6 protein-coding genes are annotated in these 7,156 nt (G+C 63.0%); 4 read left to right on the forward strand and 2 right to left on the reverse strand.

Annotated elements, in window-relative coordinates:
- The first annotated feature begins 200 nt into the window (after window positions 1–200).
- Window positions 201–1,148 (forward strand): cation diffusion facilitator family transporter, encoded by a 948-nt coding sequence (locus tag V7E26_RS18675; protein WP_324418717.1) that lies wholly within the window; start codon window positions 201–203, stop codon window positions 1,146–1,148.
- Here V7E26_RS18675 and chrA read toward each other — a convergent pair whose 3' ends face one another.
- The gene (gene chrA / locus V7E26_RS18680; RefSeq protein WP_324418769.1) at window positions 1,149–2,549 is read right to left on the reverse strand and encodes a chromate efflux transporter; all 1,401 of its coding nucleotides are present in this window, start codon (window positions 2,547–2,549) and stop codon (window positions 1,149–1,151) included.
- Window positions 2,549–3,367: a chromate resistance protein ChrB domain-containing protein gene (locus V7E26_RS18685; protein ID WP_324418719.1), complete on the reverse strand. Its 819-nt coding sequence runs from the start codon at window positions 3,365–3,367 to the stop codon at window positions 2,549–2,551. The genes chrA and V7E26_RS18685 overlap by 1 nt, the downstream gene beginning before the upstream one ends.
- Before the next feature lie 270 nt (window positions 3,368–3,637).
- Between V7E26_RS18685 and V7E26_RS18690 the strand changes: the two genes are divergently transcribed.
- The 3 genes from V7E26_RS18690 to V7E26_RS18700 all read left to right on the forward strand — a co-directional run.
- Window positions 3,638–4,879: an MFS transporter gene (locus tag V7E26_RS18690; protein ID WP_324418721.1), complete on the forward strand. Its 1,242-nt coding sequence runs from the start codon at window positions 3,638–3,640 to the stop codon at window positions 4,877–4,879.
- A gap of 155 nt (window positions 4,880–5,034) precedes the next feature.
- A complete protein-coding gene (locus V7E26_RS18695; protein ID WP_324418723.1) occupies window positions 5,035–5,256 on the forward strand; it encodes a hypothetical protein in 222 nt (73 codons plus the stop codon).
- Window positions 5,253–7,156: hypothetical protein (locus V7E26_RS18700; RefSeq protein ID WP_324418725.1), on the forward strand; the 1,904-nt coding region annotated here is incomplete at its 3' end. The genes V7E26_RS18695 and V7E26_RS18700, both read left to right, overlap by 4 nt.

A 7,156-nucleotide genomic window follows, 5' to 3' on the forward strand; every position in this document is an offset into this window, starting at 1 on the left:
CGTTGCCGAAAGATTCTCACACTCTGAGGAGGCGCGCTAGCGCCGTCTCGAAGGATGAACGGCACCAGCGGGGCCACATGGTTCGAGACGGCGCTAAAGCGCCTCCTCACCATGAGGGTTTTGTAGTCGCCGATTGGCTGTAATAGTATTCGAAATTCCGTGCGCTATATAAGTCGCCGTCGAAAGTTCATCGAGGCGGAATGGCGCACGATCACGCCCACGACAATCACTCTCACGCCCATGTTCATTCCCATGGGCACGCCGGTCACAGCCATGCGCCTGATAATTTCGGCTGGGCATTTGCGATCGGCGCCTCGCTCAATGCGGGCTTCGTCATTGCCGAGCTGATCTTCGGCTATGCCGCGAACTCGCTGGCGCTGATCTCCGACGCCGTCCACAACCTCTCCGACGTGATCGCGCTGCTCCTGGCATGGGGTGCGGCGTGGCTGGCGCAGAAGCAACCGACGCAGCGGCATACTTACGGCTATCGACGCGCCTCGATCCTCGCGGCACTGTTCAATGCGGGCCTGTTGCTGGTCGCGGTCGGCGGCATCGTCGTCGAGGCGGTCAACCGGCTCTACAGCCCCGAGCCGGTCGCCGGCTGGACGATCGTGGTGGTCGCGGCGCTCGGCGTCGCCGTCAACGGCTTTACCGCGCTGCTGTTCATGCGCGGCCGCCATGGCGACCTCAACATTCGCGGCGCCTATCTACATATGGTGGCGGATGCCGGTGTTTCGCTCGGCGTCGTGGTGGCGGCGCTCATCATCATGCTGACGGGGTGGCTGTGGCTCGATCCCGCGATCAGCCTCGTTATCGCCGTCGTGGTGTTCTGGAGCGGATGGGGGCTGGCGCGCGACAGTGTCAACCTCGCGCTCGACGGCGTGCCGCGCGGCATCGAGCTGGTGGAGGTCAGGGACTATCTCGCCGGCCTCGAAGGCGTCGCCGAGGTGCACGACCTCCATGTCTGGGCCATGAGCACCAACGAGACCGCGCTGACCGCGCATCTGGTGCGGCCGGGCGGAACGGACGATGCGTTCCTGCACCGGGTGTGCGAGGAGCTTTCACGCCGGTTCAACATTCACCATCCGACGCTGCAGATCGAGGCGGGAGCCGGCGTCTGCAAGCTGGCGCCGGCGGAGCGGGTGTAGCTAGGTCACTCCCGCCAACCTCAACGCCACGCCCGCCGCGCACGATCCGGCCAGCACCCAGAGCATCCCGACGTTGAGGCGGAAGATCGCCGTTGCCGCCGCCGCCGCAAGTACGAAGGCGGCGAGATCGAGGCTTCCCCACACCGGCATGTCGAACGACAGGCCGAACGAGCGCACGGGCGTGGTCAGCCGGAACAGCGTGTGCAACCCGAACCAGATCGAGAGGTTCAGGATCACGCCAACGACCGCGGCGGTGATCGCTGACAGCGCGCCCGCGAGCGCCTTGTTGCCGCGCAAGGTCTCGATGTAGGGCGCGCCGAGGAAGATCCAGAGGAAACATGGGACGAACGTGACCCAGGTCGCGAGCAGTCCGCCGAGCGTCGCGGCGAGCATCGGCGACAGCGTGCCGGGATCGCGATAGGCGGCCATGAAGCCGACGAACTGCAGCACCATGATCAGCGGTCCCGGCGTGGTCTCGGCCATGCCGAGCCCGTCGAGCATCTCGCGCGGCTCAAGCCAGTGATAATGTTCCACCGCCTGCTGGGCGACATAGGCCAGCACCGCATAGGCGCCGCCGAACGTCACCATCGCCATCCTGGAAAAGAACAGCGCGATCTGGCTGAACACGTTGGCCTGTCCAAGCCCGATCAGCAGCGCCGCGACTGGAACTACCCACAGCAACAGCCATACCGAACTGATCCGGAGCGCGCGTGCCGCCGAGGGACGGACGTGGTCGGGCAATTCCTCGCCGAGCAGGCTGTCGACGGCCGCCGCCTTCTTGCCGCCGCCGTGCTCGATCGCGGCGAATTCCGGCCGCCCGACTTTGGCGCCGACATAACCGATCAGGCCGGCCGCGATGATGATGATCGGGAACGGGACGTTGAAAAAGAAGATCGCAACGAAGGCGATCGCCGCGAGCGCGATCATCACCCGGTTGCGGAGCGCCCGCTTGCCGACGCGGACGACGGCCTGCACCACGATCGCCAGCACGGCTGCCTTCAGCCCGAAGAACAGCGCCTCGATGAAGCCGACATTGCCGTAGGCCGCGTAGATGTAGCTGAGTGCCATGATGGCGACGACGCCGGGCACGATGAACAGGCCGCCCGCGACTATGCCGCCGGCGGTTCTGTGCAGCAGCCAGCCGATATAGGTCGCGAGCTGTTGGGCCTCGGGGCCGGGCAACAGCATGCAGTAGTTCAGCGCATGCAGGAACCGGCTCTCCGAGATCCAGTTCTTCTCCTCGACGAGGATGCGGTGCATCGCCGCGATCTGGCCGGCCGGGCCGCCGAAGCTGAGCAGGGCGACCCGGAGCCAGACGCGAAAGGCTTCACCGAAGCTGATGCCGTGATCGAGATGCCGGCTTGCGCCGGCATCGATCGTCTTGTGCACTGTCGCATCCATCACGGCTTCACCTTGTTGGTGGGCCAGTTGTGCGTCTCGCCGGTGGCGTCGCGGCACCAGCGATAGAACGCGTCGTACAGCGTCATGCCGGCCTCGAGCTGCTCGAGATCGTCGTCGAACATGCGCGACAGGCCGAGCGAGGCGGCAAGCAGCCCCGGCGCTTCCGGCGCGAGATCAGGCCGTCCGGTGTCGGCGCCGCGCACGATCGCGGCCAGCCGCAGCAAGGGCGGCGTCGCGAGCCCGAACTCCTCGATCATGACGTCGAAGGTGCAGAGTTCGCCGCGGTGGCTCCAGAACACGTTCTCGATGTCGAAGGGCGCGGCGTTGAAGCGCTCGCCGACGGCGACGACCTCGGAAGGAGCCACATAGAGGAACACCGCATTCGGATCGACAAAGCGGCGGATCAGCCAGGGGCAGGCGATGCGGTCGACCTTAGGTCGCGCGCGCGTCACCCACACGGTGCGGCCCTTGGCATCGCGTGGCGGCGATTTGGACGCATCCAGCAGCGGCAGCCTGGCCTCCTTCCAGCCCTCGAAGCCGCCTTCGAGCGTTTCGGCGATGACGTCGGCATGCCGCAGCCAGGCTGCGGTGCCCTGCGCGAGCTTGGCGCCGCGCAGGCAAACAACGATCGCGGAGTTGCCGGAAAAACTGCCGGTCCAGTCGCCGGCGTCCTGGTGGCTGCGCCTGATGGCGCCGGGGATCAGCCGCGGGTCGGCGGCGAAATCCTCGTCGGTACGAACATCGATCAGGACGGGCGTGTTCGCCGTACCGATCAATCTGGAAAGCTTGTCTGGGGAAATCGTGGTGTAGGCTGACATGGTAGCGCCCTCGTAAAAACGGGACGCGATACTTGGGCATGTCGCCTCGTGGGGGGATCGCAGAACCCCCATGCAGTTGATTATGCGCGCGTTGTTTCGCCTGTCAACCTTGCAGGCTGAGTTTCTCTGCACGCTATCCACCTTACACGAGCGCTTGTGCCACATCGATTTCAGCCCTAGCTTTGGTTTCACCGGGGACGATGCAGGCTCCCCGTCAGACGATCCTTCGTCCAAGCTCTGCGCACACTCGATCTGAGTCGAGGATGGCGCATGGACGAAAGCGTGACCGATATCGCTCAAGAACCAAAACCCTCCACCGCTGACGCACTGATCCGGTTACTCTATGCCGCGCGGGCCTTGCGCGGCTTCGGTGACGGTTTTGCCATCATCATCCTGCCGGCCTATTTGACCGCGCTGGGGTACGACGCCATCGCGGTCGGCATCGTCGCGGCGGCCTCGCTATCAGGCACTGCGCTGCTGACGCTGATCACCGGCTGGACCGCTGCGCGCCACGACCTGAAGCCGCTTCTGATATCGGGCGCGTGCCTGATGGCGGCGACCGGCATCGCCTTTCCCGCCGTCGAGCACTTCGCGCTGATTGCGCTCGTCGCTTTCGTCGGCACCATCAACGCGTCAGGCGGCGATCTCGGCGTGCTGGTGCCGCTCGAGCATGCGGTGCTGGCGCATAGCGCGAGCGACGAGCGCCGCACGCGGGTGTTCGCGCGCTATAGCCTGATCGGATCGCTCTGCACCGCAGCCGGCTCGCTCGCGGCCTCGCTGCCCGATTTCCTTGTCGACGGCGGCAGCACGCAGCTCGGCGCATTCCGTCTGATGTTCTACGCCTATGCCGCGCTCGGTATCGCCTGTGTGGCGCTCTATCGTTTCGTGCCGCATGCCCGCGGCGAGGAGCGGGCGCCGCAGGCGCCGCTCGGGCCGTCGCGCGGCACCGTCTACAAGCTCGCGGCGCTGTTCAGCATCGATTCCTTTGCCGGTGGTTTTGTCGCACAGTCGCTGCTGGTGCTGTGGCTGTTCGAGCGCTTCGATCTCTCGCTTTCGGCGGCCGGATTGTTCTTCTTCTGGTCGGGCACGCTGAGCGCGTTTTCCTATCCGGTCGCCGCCTGGATCGCGCGGCGCATCGGCCTCGTCAACACCATGGTGTTCACGCATATTCCTTCCAGCATCTTCCTGATCCTGGCGGCGTTCGCGCCGAACCTCTATGTCGCGCTCGGCCTGCTGCTGCTGCGCTCGGCGCTGTCGCAGATGGACGTGCCGACCCGCACCTCTTACGTTATGGCGGTGGTGACGCCGGCCGAACGGCCCGCGGCCGCCAGCCTCACCGCGGTGCCGCGCAGCCTCGCATCGGCGATCAGCCCGGCCATATCAGGCGCGCTGTTGATGACGTCCTTTACGGGTCTGCCGCTGGTGGTCTGCGGCACGCTCAAGATCGCCTACGATCTGGCGCTGCTGCTCTCGTTCCGCCACATCAAGCCGCCGGAAGAGCAGGGCCGCTAGTCCAACGATCTACGGCGGGTGGCCTACGGTATTGCAACGGTTCCCAAAGCGCCAGGCTGTCCGGATGCCGAATGAGACGCCAAGAACACCTTCCGCGGGCCAATGAGCCACGACAACGCGACGAGACGCTTCCGTCTGTATCATGACTGCAAGTTTTGGCTGAGAACACCGATCCATTCTTGGATGGTGAACAGCCCGCCGCGCGGCACTTTTTTTGCCAACTTGCCTCGTCGGCGCTTGACTCAATTGAAGCGGAAGTGATCCATTATCGGATTATTCTCAAGGATATCTCGCCCTTTTGGCTTGCGGACACCCGCGTTAGCTCGGACGGCACCTCTGGCTTTTTCGCCGAATTGTTTGAGAGAAATTCCTTATGAGTACTTTTCTGACATGGTCGTTGCCATTACCTATCGTCGCCAGTGCCGGTACAGGCGTAGGACTGTCGAGTATCTTAACCTCTCAGTTTGGCTCGACCAATTGGTCGAGCTATTGGGTTACGTACTATCCCGCGTCACAGCTCGCGGCGTGGAATTTTCGCTATTGGAATCCGAGCAATCCCTCCGTCGCAACCTGGCTTGTGAACGGTGTAGACATCGGCGGAGGTTTTGATCATCAAACCTACGTGCCGGGAGGCTCAATAAACTCGGCTACTTTTAGGGCTGGAAACGATATCGGCCCTTTAGCCTATCTTGCTGTGCCAGCAGGCGGCGCGGCCGACCCCTTTTCTGAATATATTCAATACTCGGCCATCACGGTCGATCCTCACGTCCTTAGTCCCGTCGCTGGACACGGCGAACCGACTCCGGCGGACATCGTCGCTACCGCATATCGTTTCGCGAATTTCTACGGAAATCAGATCTTCGCTGATAACGACTGTCACAATATTGCGTCAGCCGTGGCGGCGGCGACTGGAGCAACGCTTCCCGTCAATTCGGGTAATGGCGATGATCCAACTCAAAACGAAGATGGCGGGTTTTGGAGGGTCGTCTATCGCGGATCCGACCCCAATCCGGTGGCAAATTGGCACACGCTCGTTCAGCCGGGCGACATCGTGCGGATGCACTGGAATGCGAATACGTCGGGTACCGTGCACACCACCTTGATTCTGGCCGTCAATCCCGACGGGTCTATGGTCGTGTACGATAATGCGGTGACAGGTTATATCGCGGTTCGAACGGTCAGCTACGACCAGTATACTATTCCAGGCTCGATAACCATTTATCGGCTAGCAAGTGATGGACTATACCTCGAACAAGGGAGTGCGCAGTCGGAAACGCTGTACGGCACATTGTTCAATGATCATATTGTCGGCGGTGGTGGCGACGACGCGTTGAGCGGTGGAGCAGGAAACGACGTACTGGATGGTGGATCCGGCTTCAACTCCGTTAGTTATTCCGGACCTCTATCTCAATACCAAGTGAGCCAGTCCGGCAATGTGATCCAGGTGACTGATCTAAGGTCCGGCAGTCCGGAAGGCGCTGATCGGCTCACCAACGTACAACGGCTTACCTTTGCCGATAGATCAGAATCAGCCCCGGTGGCGTCTGCCTCCGACCGCGCGGTGACAAAAAATGCGTCGCTTGCGGCATCCTCGCTGTTCTCGGCTTCCGACAGCGATGGCGATGCGATGACGGCCTTTCGCTTCTGGGATTCCACGGCCGACGCCAGCAGCGGGCACTTTGCCATCAATGGCGTGGCTCAGGGCGTCAATCAGAACATCAATGTTAGCGCCGCGCAGCTCGCGCAAACTACCTTCCAGACCGGCACCACTGCCGACGATCTCTGGGTCCAGGTTTTTGACGGCATACTATGGAGCGGTTGGAAGGAGTTTCACCTGACCCCGCCGGTGAACCATGCGCCGGTCGTTGCGGCGACGGACCAGGCGGTGGCGAAGAATGCGTCGCTTGCGGCATCCTCGCTGTTCTCGGCTTCCGACAGCGATGGCGATGCGATGACGGCCTTTCGCTTCTGGGATTCCACGGCCGACGCCAGCAGCGGGCACTTTGCCATCAATGGCGTGGCTCAGGGCGTCAATCAGAACATCAATGTTAGCGCCGCGCAGCTCGCGCAAACTACCTTCCAGACCGGCACCACTGCCGACGATCTCTGGGTCCAGGTTTTTGACGGCATACTATGGAGCGGTTGGAAGGAGTTTCACCTGACCCCGCCGGTGAACCATGCGCCGGTCGTTGCGGCGACGGACCAGGCGGTGGCGAAGAATGCGTCGCTTGCGGCATCCTCGCTGTTCTCGGCTTCCGACAGCGATGGCGACACGAT

This window comes from Bradyrhizobium sp. (assembly GCF_036735945.1).
In the GTDB taxonomy this organism is placed as follows: domain Bacteria; phylum Pseudomonadota; class Alphaproteobacteria; order Rhizobiales; family Xanthobacteraceae; genus Bradyrhizobium.